This window comes from Anaerorudis cellulosivorans (genome assembly GCF_025943985.1).
GTDB classification, from domain to species: domain Bacteria; phylum Bacteroidota; class Bacteroidia; order Bacteroidales; family Dysgonomonadaceae; genus Anaerorudis; species Anaerorudis cellulosivorans.
The window spans coordinates 1-16,685 of record NZ_JAPCWE010000022.1; the positions used below are offsets into that span (position 1 = coordinate 1).

The window sequence follows — 16,685 nt, forward strand, 5'->3', positions numbered from 1 at the left end:
ATAGGAACTATGTTGTTTGAGAAGATACCGGTTCGTGAATTGTTCAACAAACCAAATTTAAATGTCTCGTCTGACGACGGTCAACTCGAATTATTTCGAGACCTCAAATCTTAACGGGACAGTAGTGGTGGAAAGTGATTAAAAACGTCCGAATTGAAAGTGATTTATGATACCGCTACGATATATAAACGAATGGAAGTCACAAGCACCTTGGCCTATCGATGCGCAGGTGGAACAGGATTTAATTATCGCACGGGCATTGGTGGAGATATTTTCTGACGATTTATTGAAAAAATATAACTGAGAGTTAAAAATCCATCTGTTAACGTAAAAAAGTGTAGCATTCTCGACAGCGCCCCCTATCTGAAATCTATTCAGGACAGCTAATTTACTTGTAAAGAGTGGACAAACTATAGAGAAATCGATGATAAGGTATTGCGGCAATAAATACTCGATTTTAAAAATTATGATGTAACTTTGAGAATCTTTTTACGCCGTATGTTTGCGTAACAACAAAATCAAGTCATGGAAAGTCTCGGACAAATGGAAAAACTCGTAGGCACAACACGCAAAGTGCTTTGTATGCTGGGCACATTTTCTTTTGCCCTGTCATGGGGCAGCTGCTCCACAAAAAATAAACCCTCGGAGAGCAAAGCAGCCTCTCCGACCGAAACATCCGTAACGACCGAGATCCCTCTATCGGCAAATACTCCGGCAGCAAAAGCCGAGTAGCTGATGGCACATTATTGGGATAACTTCCCCTTCAACGACACCTCCCCGATAAGCAAGCCACAGGTATCGGAACAGGCTTTCGCCGACTTTGTCTATATCCTCAACAACCTACCTTACAAAACGGCAGAAAAAGGCATTGCCGCCCTCATGGACAAAGCTGCCGTAAGCACCGAAATGGTGCTTTATTTCGACAAACTCGCCGAAAAATACCTTTACGATCCCAATTCGCCGATGAGAAACGAACAACTTTTCGAATATTTTCTCCGGACCGTCATCCGTTCTCCGGGCATCGACGAAACCCATAAAATACGCCCGAAGATGCTGTTGAAAACGGTGCAGAAAAACCAACCGGGAACCAAAGCGACCGATTTCGAGTACACCCTTCCCGACGGCACCTCTTTTTTCGGACATTGGAGTATTGGCTCCCCACGTTTTTGTTCGACAGATGGGTTTTAGACCTTTTTATCGCCTCTCCTTCGCTCCTTCTTCGCTCCTCCTTCGCTGTTTGTTCGCTCCAAGGCAGGGACAACCGCTCCGGATTCCGCAGCTTGATGATACGTGAAACCCGCATGTACACTACATAAACCGCACGATTGTCATGCGGACTCGACGCAACCCTGATGCAAGCATGGAGCGAGGATGGTACGGCCTTGGTACGGCGAAGGTACGGAGAAGGTGTGTCTCGTCCTGAAATAGGTTTACACTCAATGTAAACAAAAATCAGGACGATACATTTACAGTAAATGAAAAAAAATTGGACAACCCGGTAAACTTTCATCAAATTAAAATCGGGGAATTCACTTTGCCGAAAAACAGCCATTTGCATGTGGCATATTACAGATTTACGGAAGAGATTACAAACGTTATAGGGGTATTTGATAATAAAAAAGCGCCCATCGGTGTATTGGACGCTTTCTTATGTGACCCCGGAGGGACTCGAACCCTCGGCCCATTGATTAAGAGTCAATTGCTCTACCAACTGAGCTACGGAGTCGCTCTTCTTTTTTGGCAGTGCAAAGATACGTTTTTATTTTTCATATTTCAACACAAAAGCAAGTTTTTTGATCGAAGCATATCGCCGATCTATTGTCAAAAAATTACATAAAAACGTGCCCACGGCAGGATTTTATTCTCTCCCCAATTTTTCTATATGAGGCACGTTTTTCTTCTGTTTTCGAAATTACAGCTTCTTGGCAAGGTCTTGCGGAAGATAAAATGTATGGTTTTTGTCGATATACACCACGACCGACCCGATATCGAAAGGCTTGCCGTTCAATTTACCAACCGACGAAAAAGCTTTTATCTCCAGCGTGTTTCTTCCTTTCTTCACTTTCAGGACGGGGAAATCGGGATTGCTGCTGTCAATCGTATAGCGCATTCCCGCAAAAACGTCCGTATGCTTGGCAAAAATGCGGTCGGAGAGTTCGTGCAACGGGGTAGTCAATCCCGAAACCTCGACCAAATAGGCATTCACATCGCGATTGCAGAGATGACCGCGGGGAACATCACCAAAAGGATGATAAGCCGAAAGCAACACCTCTTCGCCCGTATGTCCGCCGGTTGTGAATCCGAAACACATGTGCGCATTCAGGATATTCACAATATTGTTCAACATGTTGTTGCTGTTTTTTACCTGAGTGTAATCGCTCGCCTTATAGTTTTTTGACGAGAGCAACATCCCAACCTCCTCATCCGTCAAATCGATGCCGGTGTATTTCTTGAATTCGCCTTTCACGTTTTCAGGCCGTGTGTTTACCAATACCGACTCGATACCCGAAGCGGTGAGCTTGCATTGCGAAACGGTCGAAAACAGTTCGGCAAGCGATAATTTATCGTATCCCTTGCAACGGGAAGAACCGATGGTGAAGCCGCTGTTTCCGTGATCGGCAAGAACAATTACTGCCGTTTCACCGTTACTGCGGGCAAAATCCATCACTTTCCCCACTGCTTCATCGAAAGCAAGAAATTCGGTAATGATGCCCACCGGATCGTTGGCATGGGCTGCCCAATCCACCTGGCTGCCTTCCACCATCAAAAAGAATCCATCTTCATCTTGCGATAACACTTCTAACGCTTTCTCCGTCATTTCGGCAAGCGAGGGGATTCTCTCCGGATCCCTATCCAAATCGTAAGGAAGTGCTTTTTCGCCGAAAAGCGCCCATACCTTTCCCTTCCCTGTATAATTCATCAGCGCCTGTTTATCGTTCTCGATCAACGTGGTGCCGTTATGGTTGAAGTGCTGCCGGATATCGTCGGTCAATATCCCCGTTCCTCCGCCGAACATCACATCGAGATTTTGATAGGCTATTTGCGGAGCAATGGCTTTATAGCTTCCCCGATTGTAATAATGCGCCGAAAAATCGGCGGGTGTTGCATGAGGAAACTCACAGGTAACCACCAGTCCCGTTGCCTTTGCTTTTTCTATGCGCGATGCTTCAAGAATGGTCACTGCGGGTTGATAGGTTCGCGAGGTATCGACGGGATAAATGTCTTTCCCGGGATCGGCTTCGGGATGGATGGCTACGTTGCCCGATTGCTGAAGGACACCGGTTGCATATGCCGAACTGGTAGGTGCCGAATCGCCAATGGGTGCATTGGACGAAAAGGTAGTGACCGTTCCCGTGATATAGGGATCGATATTGAGCGCCTCACCGAGTTCATTGTACATTTTGTACCAACGCGCAGCAGAATATACACCGATGGAGGTTCCGTCGGGGATCATCACAATAACATTCTTTACCGGCCTTACTTGCTGCGAAAAAGCAAAGACCGAAAAGACAAACACATAAAATAACAATACCGTTTTTTTCATATTTTCATTGATTTGCATTACTAAAATCAAAAGAATTAGCCGTAGAAGCGTTTTTTTCCCGGGATACAAAAATAGCGATAATATTTTACAAGGGAAAAATAGAAGCGGCAATTGTTGGATTGGAATGAAAATTGTGGATTTAACAATTTTGTAACCAACGAAAAGAAGGAATAATGCTCGAATTTTGTTAATTTTGTCTTTCATCTAAAATTAGAGATACTATGGCCGAAAAAAGACCACTCATATTGGTAACGAACGACGATGGATATGAAGCTCAAGGCATTTCATCGTTAGTTGAAACATTAAAAGACTTGGGAAATATTGTTGTTTTTGCGCCGGACAGGCCACGCTCGGGCATGTCGTGTGCCATTACATCGAATACCCCATTGTATAGCGAATTAGTGAAAGAAACGGATAATATCAAATGGTATGCTTGTAACGGGACACCGGTAGATTGCGTAAAACTGGCGTTGAACGAGTTTATGCCATACAAACCCGATCTGGTGGTTTCCGGAATCAACCACGGATCGAATGCGGGAATCAGCGTATTATATTCGGGAACGGTGGGTGCCGCTATCGAAGGCTGCATTTTTAATGTTCCTTCAGTGGCAGTTTCGTTGTGTAACCACCAAAGCGATCCCGACTTTTCCACGGCTTGCCGGATAGCACGCAAAGTAGCCATGAAAGTACTGGAAGAAGGTTTACCTCGAGGTATTTGTCTGAACGTGAATATCCCCGAAGGGGAAGTAAAAGGCATAAAAATCGCTACCCAAACGCAAGGAAAATGGGTGAATGAATATTTCAAGATGCAGGATGAAATGGGACGCGATATTTTTCGGATGACGGGCAACTTCGAAAATTGGGAAGGCAATAATCACAACTCCGACGAATGGGCATTGGCAAACGGATATGCAGCCATCGTGCCCGTGAAAATAGACATGACGGCTTACGATTTTATCCCCCATCTTCAACAATGGGAATTTCAACAATCCTACTCAAAGTAAAACAATGAAATACTACCTGATTGCCGGAGAAGCATCGGGCGACCTGCATGCGTCGAATCTGATGGAGTCGCTCAAAAAAGTGGACAGCGATGCCGATTTTCGTTACTTTGGTGGCGATTTGATGCAGGCTCAAGGAGGTACGCTTGTCAAGCATTACCGCGAAATGGCCTATATGGGTTTCCTCCCTGTTATCACCCATCTCGGCTCGATTACAAAGGCTATCCGTCAATGCAAAAAAGACATTACCGTCTATCGCCCCGACGTGGTGATCCTCATCGATTATCCAGGTTTCAATCTTCGAATAGCCAAATTCGTAAAAACGAAGCTCCATATCCCGGTACATTATTACATTTCGCCGAAAGTGTGGGCTTGGAAGGAATATCGGGTAAAATCATTCAAAAAGTATGTCGATGAGATGCTTTGTATCCTCCCTTTTGAAGTGGATTATTTCAAAAAACACCACTATGAAGTACACTATGTGGGCAATCCGACAGTAGACAGCATAAACGAAAGAGCGTATCGGAACGAAACATTCGAAGAATTTGTCAAGGCAAATCAATTGGAAAGCAAACCCGTTATCGCACTGCTTGCCGGCAGCAGAAAACAGGAAATTTCGGCTAATTTGCCTACGATGTTGCGGGCTGCAAAAAGCTTCGACGGATATCAACTCATCATCGCAGGAGCGCCGGGAATCGATGCGGAATTCTATAATCGTTTTATTGACGGGCAACCGGCAACCTTGCTTTTTGGACAAACCTACCGTATACTGGCACAAGCCGATGCTGCCCTGGTGACTTCGGGAACGGCAACACTTGAAACCGCACTGCTCGATGTTCCACAAGCCGTATGCTACAAAACCCCACTGCCGCATCTCGCTTATTGGGCTTTTCGCCATATCTTGCACACCCCTTATATTTCACTGGTCAATTTGATTTGCGGCAAAGAAGTGGTAAAGGAACTGTTTGCCAAGTTTTTTACCGTCGAAAATATCCGGGAAGAATTGTACCGCCTTTTATTTGTTAAGCGGTACCGCCAAACCATGCTGGAAAATTATCGGGAAATGCGCGAAATACTGGGTGGTCCCGGCGCTTCGGACAGAGCTGCCCAAATCATCTTCGAAAAGATAAAAAAGGGAACAATCATCCAACCGCAATAAAAAAGCATATGGAATCACCGGATAACGAAAAACCTGTTTTCACGCTCAAGGAGGTAAAATTCAACGATATCCTTTACATAAAGGAACTGGCAATCACAGAAAAGAAAACCACGGCCATTGTCGGTAAAAGTGGCAGCGGGAAAACTACCCTGTTGAAACTATTGAACAAATTGATTTCACCGGACAGTGGCACAATTTATTATCGGGATACTCCATTGGAGGCCATCGATTCGATAACCCTTCGTCGCGAAGTGGTTATGATGCCCCAAACACCGGTGATTTTTGAAGGAGATATTCGGGAAAATCTGCTGATCGGTCTTAAATTCTCGGAAAAGGAACTTCCCTCCGATGACCGGCTCATGAATATGTTGCAGGTTGTGGGTCTCGACAAAAAACTCGACGAACCGGCACATCAATTGTCGGGAGGAGAAAAACAACGTCTTGCGCTTGCACGGGTAATGCTGATGGAACCTAGCGTTTGGTTACTCGACGAACCATCGTCGGCACTCGACAAAGACACGGAAGACGAGGTGATGCAAAAGATAATGGATTTCGGAAAAAGAAACGGGTCGACAATTATTTTTGTAACCCATTCCATACCGATGGCAGAAAAATATGCCGAAGAAATAATTGAAATAGAAAATGGAGAAATTGTTTCCATAAAACAAAATCATCATGAATAAAAGCGGAATCGTCGATATTGAACTCTGGCAGCTTATGGCAGCCTATGCGTATGTGATTGTGCTCCTTGTTATCGTGCGCATAATGGGAATAAAACGCGAAAAAATCATCGTGATGTCTTCCATCCGCATGACACTGCAACTGATTATCGCCGGCTACATACTCATTTATCTTTTCAATCATCCTTCCTTTTGGTTCTTGATTCTTCTCTTCCTGTTGATGGAAGGATTCGCCATAAATAACACCTTTAAAAGGGTGAAAGTGCCGTTGAACCGGGAGTTGAAAAAAATAATCGCCTATTCGCTCGGTGGAGGAACAACTATCAGTTTGATGTATTTTCTGCTTGTTGTAATTGGCAGCAACACATGGAACGATCCTCGCTACTTCATCCCTATAGCAGGCATGCTCATTGGCAATTCCATGACGGGTATATCCCTGGGAATCAACCGACTGATTGACAGCATGCGAACAGAACGCGATCGGATTGAAGGGGCGCTCATGCTGGGAGCAACTCCAAAAACGGCATCGAAAGATATTGTCAATAAGGCTTTCGATGCTTCCATCCTGCCCACCATCAACTCGATGTTGGGGATGGGCATTGTTTTCCTTCCCGGAATGATGACCGGACAAATCCTTTCGGGCACTTCTCCTCTGATTGCCATCAAATACCAAATTGCCATTATGCTGGGAATTCTCGGCAGTGTGGCATTCACGGTACTGATCTTTGTTCACAGGGCATATAAAGTCTTTTTCAATAAAGACGCACAACTGCTCTTGCCCGAAGAAACAGTCACGAAGGAATAATCGCCGCACTATCTGCGGTTTTTCAATTCGAAGATCAAAAAAGATTTCAAGGGAAAATAGTTTTTATGAGCCATTATTTGACCTTTTTTATTTCCTTTGTGAGAAATTAATCCGAAAATAACAGCACACACATGAAAATAGGTATTCTAAGTTCAGGAGGCGATTGTCCGGGAATAAACGCAACAATCAGAGGGGTCGGGAAAACGGCTATCAATCATTATGGAATGGAAGTCATCGGAATTCTCAACGGTTTTTCGGGTTTACTTTATAAAGATGTTATTGAGCTTACCGATCCATCTCTTTCGGGGATCCTCAATTTAGGAGGAACCATCCTGGGAACGACACGTGAAAAGGTTTTCAGAAAAATGATTACTTCTCCCGACGAAAAAGATCGGGAACAAATAAAAAAATGTTATCACGAACTGAATCTGGATGGACTGGTTTGTATCGGAGGAAACGGTACGCAACTTACCACATGGATGCTTTCGCAATTGGGTTTAAACGTGGTGGGAATACCGAAGACCATTGACAACGACGTGTACGGCACCGATGTTACTTTCGGATTCGATTCGGCCGTAAATATTGCGACTGAAGCTATCGACCGATTGCATTCCACGGCAAGTGCCCATCGCCGCGTCATGGTTATTGAATTGATGGGACATCACGCCGGTTGGATAACCCTTTTTGCCGGTATGGCAGGGGGTGCCGACATCATCTTGCTTCCCGAATTGGGTTATGATATGGAGGTAATTCTCGAAAAAATAAAAAAAAGGATGGAAGTTGGGAAAGCATATTCCATTGTAGCTGTTGCTGAAGGTATAAAAATTCCAAAGAGAAAAGAGCGCCCTGCCATTTATTTTGCTCGTGAAATTGAAAAACAAACCGGTTTCGAAACCCGGGAAACAGTGCTCGGATATATACAACGGGGAGGATCCCCGTCTCCTTACGACCGCAATCTGGGAACCTTGTTTGGAGGGCATGCAGCGCAACTTATCCACGAAAAGAAATTTGGACGTATGGTTGCAAACATCAGGAACGAAATTACAGACGTTCCTCTTAAAGAAGTAGCAGGAAAACTTCGGTTGGTAACACCCGATACTCCACTGGTGGTTCAAGGTAAAAAAATGGGTATATCTTTCGGCGTTCGATAAATAATGTGGTAAACAGAATCCTTACGGTTCGGATAAAAATTCTTCGTTCAACTCATCAAAATTCGTTTCTCCCGGCTCAGATGGTTTTTCGTCAGCGGCTTTTTTTGTATTTCCCAGTATAGTTTGTTGAAGAGCCTTATCCTCGCGAATGCGTTGGATGGCTTGTTTTGCAGCCATCTGATGCGATTCTTTTTTGGAATATCCGACGCCGGTACCTATCTCCATATCGCCAACAGAAACACGCGATACAAAAACAGGATTGTTTTGTTCATCGTATGAAGATTCTATAACATTGAAATTTACGTCGATTTTGTTTTTCTGCCCCCATTCGATCAATCGGGATTTGAAATCAACCTCCGATTTCATGACTTCCTCTATGCTCAAATGTTGTTTGATGAGCGTTTCGAATACAAATTTCTTTGCCACACGATAGCCCTGATCCAGATAAATGGCACCGATAATAGCTTCGAGTGCATCGCCGTAAATATTGGTATTATGGGCCAAATTTCGTGTAGAAGACACAATCAATTTATCCAATCCCAACTCGACAGCCAATTTATTCAGCGTATCACGCTGAACGATACGCGAACGCATGCTGGTAAGAAAGCCCTCCTTTTTGTTTCGAAATTCCTTGTAAAGGATATCGGCAACAATCGCATCAAGAATGGCATCTCCCAAAAATTCAAGGCGTTCATTGTTTACCCATTTCCCGTTACTTGTACGTAGAGGTGAAGATCTATGGGTAACAGCTTCGTTGTATAAATCGATACGATCGGGATAAAATCCAAGAATTTTGTAAAATGACAGATAAGGCTCTTTCCCTTTATGAGGGATAGCCCGCATCTGTCGGCCTAATTTTCTGAACACGCTATTTTTTAAATCGTTTAAAAATTACAGACGCGTTGTGTCCTCCAAAACCAAATGTGTTGGATAACGCAGCTCTAATTTCTCTTTTTTGAGCTTTGTTAAATGTAAAATTAAGATTATAGTCAATTTCGGGATCATCATCTCCTTCTGTGTGATTAATGGTCGGCGGAACAATGGAATTCTGCATCGCCAATATCGTAAGCACTGCTTCAACGGCACCGGCAGCGCCAAGCAGATGACCCGTCATCGATTTAGTGGAACTGATATTCAGTTTATAACTGTGATCCCCAAAAACATCCAGGATAGCTTTCACCTCGGAAATATCTCCCACCGGAGTCGATGTTCCATGCACATTGATGTAATCGATATCTTCCGGTCGCATTCCGGCATCGTCTAATGCATTACGCATAACCAACTTAGCTCCCAATCCTTCGGGATGAGAAGCAGTAATGTGATAGGCATCGGCCGACATGCCTTCTCCTGCTATTTCGGCATAAATGGTTGCTCCACGAGCAATGGCATGTTCCATCTCTTCGAGAACAACACACCCTGCACCTTCACCGATTACAAATCCGTCGCGACTTGCACTAAACGGACGTGAAGCCGTTTCCGGTGAATCATTACGCGTGGATAAGGCATGCATCGCATTGAACCCGCCTACAGCTGAAGCACTTATAGTAGCTTCCGCACCGCCACTGACAATTACATTGGCTTTCCCCAACCGAATAAGATTGCATGCATCGGCAATAGCATGGGTAGAAGAGGCACAAGCCGAAACAGTTGCATAGTTCGGGCCCCTCAGTCCGTAAATCATAGAGATATGACCTGCGGCTATATCTGCTATCATTTTCGGAATGAAAAAAGGATTGAAACGAGGACCTTTATCTTTTTCGAGATAATAACCTCCCACCTCTTCTTCAAATGTTTTTATTCCACCGATACCTGCCGAAAAAATTACGCCAATACGATCGGTGTTTTCTTTTTCGAAATCCAACCCCGAATTTTCTATTGCTTCTTTGGCGGCTTTAATAGCCAATTGTGCATAACGATCGTATTTTCTTACCTCTTTTCGATCAAAAAGTTCGTTCGGATCGAAGTCTTTTACTTCGCAAGCAAATTGAGTCTTGAATAACGATGCATCAAACTGAGTAATAGGTCCGGCACCGCTCTTACCTGCAATGGCATTTTTCCACGTCGTTACAACGTCATTGCCAAGAGGCGTAACGGCTCCCAGACCTGTTACTACTACTCTTTTAATTTCCATAAATGAATTGAAAACGAATTATTTTGCGTGTTGCTCTATGTAAGCGATAGCATCGCCCACAGTAGAAATCTTTTCTGCTTGATCATCGGGAATGGAAATATTGAATTCTTTTTCGAACTCCATGATCAATTCAACCGTATCAAGAGAGTCTGCTCCCAGATCATTAGTAAAACTTGCATTTTCTGTTACTTCAGATTCTTCAACACCCAATTTATCGACGATAATCGATTTTACTCTTTGTGCTACTTCAGACATAATTTTCGATATTAATTAATAAATAAAAAAATTTTATTTCTAAATTTGCGATGCAAAGTAACGTATTTTTTCCGGAATCACATAACATTTTCGGCAATAAATTCAAAATAACTGCACATTTTTGCATTTTTTGTGCATAAATTTACGCATTAATATGATAAAAATAGCTGTATTTGCGTCGGGTAATGGTTCAAATGCCGAAAATATCATTCGGTATTTCAAAGATAATGAAGAGATAAGGGTTGCCCTCATCATATCGAACAAGGCAAACGCTTATGTTCATACACGAGCAAAAAATTGGGGAGTCCCTTCGTATACTTTTTCCAAAGACGAATTTGAAAAGGGAGATCCAATCCTTCAAAAATTACGTGAATATCAAATCGATTTCATTGTATTAGCCGGTTTTTTGCTAAAAATACCCGATTCTATTTTGAAAGCTTATCCCCAACGCATTATCAATATACATCCGGCATTGTTGCCCAAATATGGCGGGAAAGGCATGTATGGCGATCATGTGCATAAGGCTGTGCTTCAGGCAGGAGAAAAAGAGTCGGGTATTTCTATCCATTATGTGAACGAGCGATACGATGAAGGCGACATTATTTTTCAGGCTCGATGTCCGGTTCTTCCTTCCGATACATGCGAAGAATTAGCTCAACGGGTACACCGGTTGGAATATGAATATTATCCGCAGGTAATCGAAAAAATAGCAAAACAGGCCTGCGGAGGAATCGATAAAAAAAACGACGAACAATAAATTGCAGCAGCAGGAAAAAAGTGTTATCTTTGCTTCCAATTTGCGGTTGTGGCGTAATTGGTAGCCGCGCCAGACTTAGGATCTGGTGCCGAAAGGCGTGGGGGTTCGAGTCCCTTCAGCCGCACAAAGAGAGGGCGTATCACCAGGTGATTTCACCCTCTTTTTTATTCCTTTTTCATTTCGATATTTCCCTGGAATGAGATGGCCTGTCGATTGGGATCCGTTACATCGAGCCGGGCTGACCCATTTTCCCAAATATCAACGTATAAAACGATTTCACGATCTGTATCGTGTGTCTTTATGCGAACCTGCCAATTCCCCTCACGTTTACCTTTGTTTACTTCATATTCGAAATCGGTACTCGTAAATTTAATACCTCCTTCTGCAGGGTCCATAGGAGCCGTATATGCACGCCCATAATAAGGTAAATAAGCAACGACAGTATCTTTAGATACTTTCAAATAATAATATGGGCTCAGATAAATTGATCGATATCCGGTCGGATATGCATACGTAGCTTTAAACGTAAATTCAAAATCGTTTATTTTTTGACCGATTTCGGCAGCTTTAGCTTTCTTTTCGGCTGCGGATTGAGCAGTGCCGCATCCTGTCTGAAAAATCAAACCGAAAAAAAAGATAAAAGCAGCATAAAAAATTTGTTTTTTCATGAGAATGTCTCCTTTTTCTATTCAAATCCCTCTTTTATAAACGCTCAACATCCTTGTTTTGTTATAAAAAAGTCGGCATAATTGAAAAATAATTGACACCATAAATCAAAATAAATGCACTAAAGATGAGGTAAAACGAATAAACCTGCCATTTACTTTCAACCAACGAATAATAATAAGCGATAAGGAAAGAGAGCAAAGTGAGTGTAATAGTAAACCAAAAAAGAGTAGTTGACCAATAAAGAAGTTGCAAGACAACGGCGCAAATGATCAGAAAGTTAAGAAACCCAAAGAGAATTTGCGTCAGCACCTTGTCATGGGAAGATTTTCGGTGTACAAGAATAATAAAGGTAAAAAGAAATACAAAAATCATTCCTGAAAATATCCATTTTGAAACCGTAAATTCGGAAAATTGCACTAGGGATACCCGGGTGATAAAATCGAAAGGAGCAAGAAACGTATCGACCCGTCCCAAGAAAACAAGCAAAGCAAAAACCATCCAATAAACCAATCCTACGCCTATCAATGAAGCTAACAACGATTTAAACTTAAATCCCCTCATCATCATTTCGCCACGCCACCACAACGGCAAAAGAAGAAGGGCATAAATTTGAAAAACACCGGCTATGCCGATCAATATGGCAGCCTGAAAAGCAAATAACTGGGGTTCGGATTGATGATACGAATTTAATAGGGGGAACAGCGCCCACAACATAAAAAAAACGGCCACAAAATCCGGTATCATTTGCAGAAAATGAGGATGCAGACTAAAAAGGACAAGGGGAACAATAAACGGCAAACTCGTATGTGTTCTTATGATGTTGAAACGGTGATTGAGTTGGGAAATGATTCCCGCAATGATGAAAACAGAGAACGTGGAAGCTGCAAAAGATATTCGCCGATCGGAAAAGAAAGGGGCAAGAAATTTCCATACATACCCCGAATCAAAAAATTCGTTTTGATGGAGTTCTCCATTCAAAAACATCAATACACGCATGACAATAACTACGATTGCCACAACAACCCCCACAAAACGTCCTTCGACAATGTTATGTTTGAAACTCCTTACTAGTCTGTCCATTTGCATTCTTGGTAAGCATAATATAAAGAAAAAAATCATTTACACAAACCGCAGAAGATCAAACCCGATATCGCTGCGAAAATACATATTTTCAAAAGAGATCTTTTTCACATTTTCGTAAGATTTGGTCAACGCCTCCTGCAATGTATTGCCAAATGAGGTAACAGCAATAACTCGCCCGCCTGATGTACATACACCTTCTTCTGTAAGGGTGGTCCCGGCATGAAAAAGAATACTGTCATCAACTTCATCCAACCCGTAAATCAGTTTCCCCTTTTCATATGTTCCCGGATATCCTCCCGAAACAATCATCACTGTAACCGCAAAACGGTTATCAATTTCCAGGGATTGTTTGTCCAATGTTTCCATAGCCACACCTGAGAAAAGTGTCAGCAAATCCGATTTAACTCTCGGCAAGACCACTTCAGTTTCGGGATCACCCATTCGAACATTATACTCAATAACATAAGGATCGCCATTTACGTTAATTAATCCGAAAAAAATAAACCCCTTATAATCGATTGACTCTTTCCGTAATCCATCAATTGTGGGAATAATAATTCGTTTCTCAACTTTATCCCTAAATGCTTCATCCACAAATGGAACAGGCGAAACTGCTCCCATTCCCCCCGTATTTAAACCGGTATCTCCTTCTCCTACCCGCTTATAATCTTTAGCCTCTGGCAATATTTTATATGATTTACCATCAGTAAGCACGAAAAAAGAACATTCAATTCCCGACAAAAATTCTTCGATCACTACTTTACGACTCGAAGCACCGAACATACCGTTCAGCATTTCCCAAAGTTTGTGTTTGGCTTCATTCAAATCATTGATAATGAGAACTCCTTTCCCTGCAGCCAAACCGTCGGCCTTCAAGACGTAAGGCGCTTGCAACGATTCGAGAAAACGGTTGCCTTCTTCCACAGTTTCAAGAGTAACGGTTGTATGTTGAGCCGTAGGAATATTGTGACGCATCATAAATTCCTTTGCAAAGTCTTTGCTTCCTTCCAGTTGTGCTCCTCGTTTGGAAGGGCCGATAACAGCAATATGACAAAGATCTTCGTCTTTTTGAAAGTAATCGTAAATCCCCTGCACTAACGGATCTTCCGGACCTACTACAAGCATATCGATATCATTTTCCAGCGAAAATTTTTTTATGCTGCCAAAATCGGTCACGCCTAAGGGAATATTTGTACCGATAGCTGCTGTACCTGCATTACCCGGGGCTATAAACAGTTTATTCAGTTCCTTACTTTGCCTCATTTTCCAAGCAAGTGCATGTTCTCTTCCACCCGATCCCAACAGTAAAACATTCATATACCTATAGATAATTACAAAATTGTTTTCATAAATTGATGTCACAAAGCTAATAAAAAATTACGAAAATTAAAGAGAAGTTTTTACTATAGAGTGGCATTCGCCAAAAAAAACTACATTTGCAATATGCAAAATCAAAAGAACATGGCTCAAAACAGAATCACTTCCCTCTTTCACATCCAATACCCTATTATCCAGGGAGGGATGGCATGGTGCAGTGGATGGCGATTGGCTTCGGCAGTGAGCAATGCCGGGGGATTGGGATTAATCGGCGCCGGGTCAATGCATCCGGAAATAGTAAAAGAACATATTCAAAAGTGTAAGATTGCAACCAATAAGCCTTTTGGGGTAAACATACCGTTGATGTATCCTCAGGTAGAAGAAATTATGCAAATCGTGATAGAAGAAAAAGTGCCGATTGTTTTTACATCAGCCGGGAATCCGATGACATGGACATCAAAACTCAAATCTCACGATATCATTGTTGCTCATGTTGTTGCAGGATCGAAATATGCAAAAAAGTGCGTAGAAGCCGGTGTGGATGCAGTAGTCGCCGAGGGATTCGAAGCCGGAGGGCATAACGGTCGAGAAGAAACCACCACCTTTGTTCTCGTTCCCTTGGTACGTAAAGCTATTGATCTGCCACTAATTGCAGCCGGTGGTATTGCCACAGGCGAAGGTATGGTTGCTGCTTTTGCACTCGGAGCAGAAGGGGTGCAAATAGGGACACGCTTTGCCCTGACCACAGAAAGTTCAGCCAACGAAGCATTCAAAAAAAGATGCCTCGCTCTGAACGAAGGCGAAACCATTTTGTCTTTAAAAAAATTATCCCCAACTCGCCTCATTAAAAATCAATTCTATAAACGAGTACAGGAACTGGAAGATCGGGGAGCTTCTCCCGATGAACTGCGACAACTCTTGGGATACGGCCGTGCAAAAAAAGGCATTTTTGAAGGAGATCTTGAAGAGGGGGAACTCGAAATTGGACAGATTGCTTCATTGATTACCGAAATTGTTCCTGCAAAACAAGTAATTGATGAAATCATTGCCCATTATAATAAAACCGTTCAGTCGCTGTATCTACAACAATTTTAAATGATGAAAAAATTACAGCTTACACTGCTTACGGTTTTTTTATCTTGTTTTTCGGGAAACATTTTCGCTCAAGAAAATAATCGGTTGATCCCGGAGAAATTAATCTCTATATGTACACGAACATATTCCGTGCTATTTCGATGATTTTTCGAAATAAGAAAATTTCGACACTTGGCAATTATAATTATCTTTGCGGTAATTATGCAACAAGAACTCTTTCCTTCGGAACAATTTACTTTTTTCAGCTTGGGTAGCGGCAGCTCGGGTAATTGTTATTACCTGGGCAACAGTCGTTACGGAATGCTGATTGATGCGGGCATCGGACCTCGAATAACAAAAAAACGACTTGCCGAATACGGTATCGATTTTTCTTCCATATATGCCGTTCTGATTACTCACGATCATTATGACCATATCAAATCGGTAGGTTATCTGGGGGAAAAGCTCCATATCCCTGTTTATGCTACTCGACAAGTACATCACGGTATTGCCAATTCTCCCCTTACAAAAACCCGACTGAACGGTTCTACACGGTATATCGAAAAAGGAGTTCCTTTTCAAATCGAAGATTTCAAAATTACTGCTTTTGATGTACCTCACGACAGCATCGACAATGCCGGATACTTTTTTGAGTTTGAAGGCCATAATCTTACGCTGGTAACTGATGCAGGATCTATCACCGAAGAAGTGGCTCACTACATTTGTAAAGCCAACCATCTGGTTATCGAAAGCAACTACGATGAAGATATGCTCAAAAACGGCCGTTATCCCTATCCCTTGAAACAGCGCATTTCCTCAGGCTCAGGCCATCTGAGCAATCGACAAACTGCCGAATTTCTGGCGGCCAACTATTCATCTAAGCTCCGCAACATATGGCTTTGCCATCTCAGCGGCAATAACAACCATCCCGACCTGGCTTTACAAACAGTAGAAAGACAACTTGTCGAGAAAGGCATCAAAGTGGGAATAGAAGTATCACTGCAAGTGCTGAAAAGAAATACATTATCTTTAAAAACCGAACTCTAAACCTGTTTCATT

At 42.6% G+C, this 16,685-nt stretch carries 18 protein-coding genes and 2 tRNA genes; 12 read left to right on the forward strand and 8 right to left on the reverse strand.

Annotated elements, in window-relative coordinates:
* Positions 1-166 precede the first annotated feature (166 nt).
* From OLM34_RS10600 to OLM34_RS10610, 3 genes are all read left to right on the forward strand, one after another.
* The gene (locus tag OLM34_RS10600) at positions 167-304 is read left to right on the forward strand and encodes a hypothetical protein (protein ID WP_264407197.1); all 138 of its coding nucleotides are present in this window, start codon (positions 167-169) and stop codon (positions 302-304) included.
* A gap of 221 nt (positions 305-525) precedes the next feature.
* Positions 526-732 (forward strand): hypothetical protein, encoded by a 207-nt coding sequence (locus tag OLM34_RS10605; protein ID WP_264407199.1) that lies wholly within the window; start codon positions 526-528, stop codon positions 730-732.
* A gap of 3 nt (positions 733-735) precedes the next feature.
* Positions 736-1,188: a DUF5106 domain-containing protein gene (locus tag OLM34_RS10610; RefSeq protein WP_264407201.1), complete on the forward strand. Its 453-nt coding sequence runs from the start codon at positions 736-738 to the stop codon at positions 1,186-1,188.
* Positions 1,189-1,653: 465 nt separating this feature from the next.
* On the opposite strand, the gene OLM34_RS10615 is transcribed toward OLM34_RS10610, so the two are convergent.
* Together OLM34_RS10615 and OLM34_RS10620 are read right to left on the reverse strand one after the other, a co-directional pair.
* Positions 1,654-1,726: transfer RNA gene (locus tag OLM34_RS10615), tRNA-Lys, on the reverse strand.
* Between the two features lie 186 nt (positions 1,727-1,912).
* Positions 1,913-3,544, reverse strand: coding sequence for an alkaline phosphatase (locus tag OLM34_RS10620; RefSeq protein WP_264407203.1), 1,632 nt, complete (start codon positions 3,542-3,544; stop codon positions 1,913-1,915).
* Positions 3,545-3,765: 221 nt separating this feature from the next.
* Between OLM34_RS10620 and surE the strand changes: the two genes are divergently transcribed.
* The 5 genes from surE to OLM34_RS10645 all read left to right on the forward strand — a co-directional run bounded on the left by surE (position 3,766) and on the right by OLM34_RS10645 (position 8,340).
* On the forward strand, positions 3,766-4,548 hold the full coding sequence (gene surE, locus OLM34_RS10625) for a 5'/3'-nucleotidase SurE (protein ID WP_264407205.1): 783 nt from the start codon (positions 3,766-3,768) through the stop codon (positions 4,546-4,548).
* Positions 4,549-4,552: 4 nt separating this feature from the next.
* Entirely contained in the window at positions 4,553-5,704 is a 1,152-nt protein-coding gene (gene lpxB, locus OLM34_RS10630; protein ID WP_264407206.1) for a lipid-A-disaccharide synthase, read from the forward strand.
* Positions 5,705-5,712: 8 nt separating this feature from the next.
* Positions 5,713-6,387 (forward strand): ABC transporter ATP-binding protein, encoded by a 675-nt coding sequence (locus OLM34_RS10635; protein WP_264407208.1) that lies wholly within the window; start codon positions 5,713-5,715, stop codon positions 6,385-6,387.
* Positions 6,380-7,189, forward strand: coding sequence for an ABC transporter permease (locus OLM34_RS10640; protein ID WP_264407209.1), 810 nt, complete (start codon positions 6,380-6,382; stop codon positions 7,187-7,189). The genes OLM34_RS10635 and OLM34_RS10640 overlap by 8 nt, the downstream gene beginning before the upstream one ends.
* 131 nt (positions 7,190-7,320) lie before the next feature.
* Positions 7,321-8,340 carry a 6-phosphofructokinase gene (locus OLM34_RS10645; protein WP_264407210.1) on the forward strand — a complete coding sequence of 340 codons (1,020 nt, stop codon included), beginning with the start codon at positions 7,321-7,323 and terminating at the stop codon, positions 8,338-8,340.
* A 21-nt stretch (positions 8,341-8,361) separates the two neighbouring features.
* Here the strand turns inward: OLM34_RS10645 and rnc are convergent, their stop codons facing one another.
* Genes rnc through OLM34_RS10660 form a run of 3 tightly spaced genes read right to left on the reverse strand, consistent with a single transcriptional unit; the run spans position 8,362 to position 10,726 of the window.
* Positions 8,362-9,207 (reverse strand): ribonuclease III, encoded by an 846-nt coding sequence (gene rnc / locus OLM34_RS10650; protein WP_264407211.1) that lies wholly within the window; start codon positions 9,205-9,207, stop codon positions 8,362-8,364.
* A gap of 1 nt (position 9,208) precedes the next feature.
* Positions 9,209-10,471 (reverse strand): beta-ketoacyl-ACP synthase II, encoded by a 1,263-nt coding sequence (fabF, locus tag OLM34_RS10655; RefSeq protein WP_264407213.1) that lies wholly within the window; start codon positions 10,469-10,471, stop codon positions 9,209-9,211.
* 18 nt (positions 10,472-10,489) lie between these two features.
* A complete protein-coding gene (locus tag OLM34_RS10660) occupies positions 10,490-10,726 on the reverse strand; it encodes an acyl carrier protein (protein ID WP_264407214.1) in 237 nt (78 codons plus the stop codon).
* 154 nt (positions 10,727-10,880) lie between these two features.
* Between OLM34_RS10660 and purN the strand changes: the two genes are divergently transcribed.
* Positions 10,881-11,483 carry a phosphoribosylglycinamide formyltransferase gene (gene purN, locus OLM34_RS10665; RefSeq protein WP_264407215.1) on the forward strand — a complete coding sequence of 201 codons (603 nt, stop codon included), beginning with the start codon at positions 10,881-10,883 and terminating at the stop codon, positions 11,481-11,483.
* 42 nt (positions 11,484-11,525) lie between these two features.
* Positions 11,526-11,607, forward strand: a tRNA-Leu gene (locus OLM34_RS10670).
* A gap of 40 nt (positions 11,608-11,647) precedes the next feature.
* Here OLM34_RS10670 and OLM34_RS10675 read toward each other — a convergent pair.
* From OLM34_RS10675 to purD, 3 genes are all read right to left on the reverse strand, one after another.
* Entirely contained in the window at positions 11,648-12,151 is a 504-nt protein-coding gene (locus OLM34_RS10675) for a DUF4251 domain-containing protein (RefSeq protein WP_264407216.1), read from the reverse strand.
* Between the two features lie 61 nt (positions 12,152-12,212).
* On the reverse strand, positions 12,213-13,232 hold the full coding sequence (locus OLM34_RS10680) for a hypothetical protein (protein WP_264407217.1): 1,020 nt from the start codon (positions 13,230-13,232) through the stop codon (positions 12,213-12,215).
* A gap of 39 nt (positions 13,233-13,271) precedes the next feature.
* Entirely contained in the window at positions 13,272-14,552 is a 1,281-nt protein-coding gene (gene purD, locus OLM34_RS10685) for a phosphoribosylamine--glycine ligase (RefSeq protein ID WP_264407218.1), read from the reverse strand.
* A gap of 144 nt (positions 14,553-14,696) precedes the next feature.
* Between purD and OLM34_RS10690 the strand changes: the two genes are divergently transcribed.
* Together OLM34_RS10690 and OLM34_RS10695 are read left to right on the forward strand one after the other, a co-directional pair.
* Positions 14,697-15,647: an NAD(P)H-dependent flavin oxidoreductase gene (locus OLM34_RS10690; protein WP_264407219.1), complete on the forward strand. Its 951-nt coding sequence runs from the start codon at positions 14,697-14,699 to the stop codon at positions 15,645-15,647.
* A gap of 201 nt (positions 15,648-15,848) precedes the next feature.
* Positions 15,849-16,673, forward strand: coding sequence for an MBL fold metallo-hydrolase (locus tag OLM34_RS10695; RefSeq protein WP_264407253.1), 825 nt, complete (start codon positions 15,849-15,851; stop codon positions 16,671-16,673).
* The last annotated feature ends 12 nt before the right edge of the window (positions 16,674-16,685 follow it).